Source organism: Ruegeria sp. CF3 (genome assembly GCF_056537365.1).
The window spans coordinates 1-660 of sequence record NZ_JBQFRK010000018.1 but is presented as its reverse complement, the minus strand read 5'-3'; the positions used below and the strand labels follow the sequence as shown (position 1 = coordinate 660).

Below are 660 nucleotides of genomic sequence, written 5' to 3'. Positions count from 1 at the left end.
AGTGCTTCAGAAAAAGCCGTCACTCTTCTAGCGCCACGCATTTTAACCGTTCCTTCCTCAAGTGATGCCTTGAGTGATTCAGCCAGAAACTGCCTGAAGTGCGCCTCATGAACCCGAGAAAAATCCAGATAGTAACGCGCAACGACATGTACACGGCTCCTGACGTTATTCAGCCCCTCGAGAAGTTCTGACGTTGGAGTAACTTCAAGATCGAGCGTCGCGTCCAAAGCCAAGACACTTGGGTCAGAAAAGTAGCGATAGACCGTCGCACGGCTGGTTTTGGCGCGTTCAGCGACTTTTGCCAGCGTGACTTCCTTGCCTTCCGACATCAGGTCACGTGCTGCCGAAAGAAGTGCTTCTCGCGTCCGGTTGATTTGATTTGTACGAGGCGCCAATCTCAATCCCTTTGTGATACACTTGTCTCATAAGTAGATATGTGTATCATAAGCGCAGTGTTATTCAAGTAAAGGGAGTCGCAGCAATGACAGAACCTCGCCCGCGAATTTATCATCTTCTTGGGAACCTTTTGACCTTTCACGCCTTTCCCAGTGAGACCGGAGATCGTTGTACTATCATTGAGATAAAGACGGCGCCTGGTGCCGGTGCGCCGCCTAATCATCACGCTGGCGAAGATGAGAGCTTTTATGTGCTCGATGGTGA

General features: G+C 50.3%; 1 protein-coding gene. It reads right to left on the bottom strand.

The window, feature by feature from the left end; translation table 11 throughout:
* Nucleotides 1-395, bottom strand: a 395-nt coding sequence (locus tag ACR0KC_RS22240; protein WP_480796379.1) for a TetR/AcrR family transcriptional regulator, incomplete at its 3' end; no start/stop codon positions are given.
* Nucleotides 396-660 lie beyond the last annotated feature (265 nt).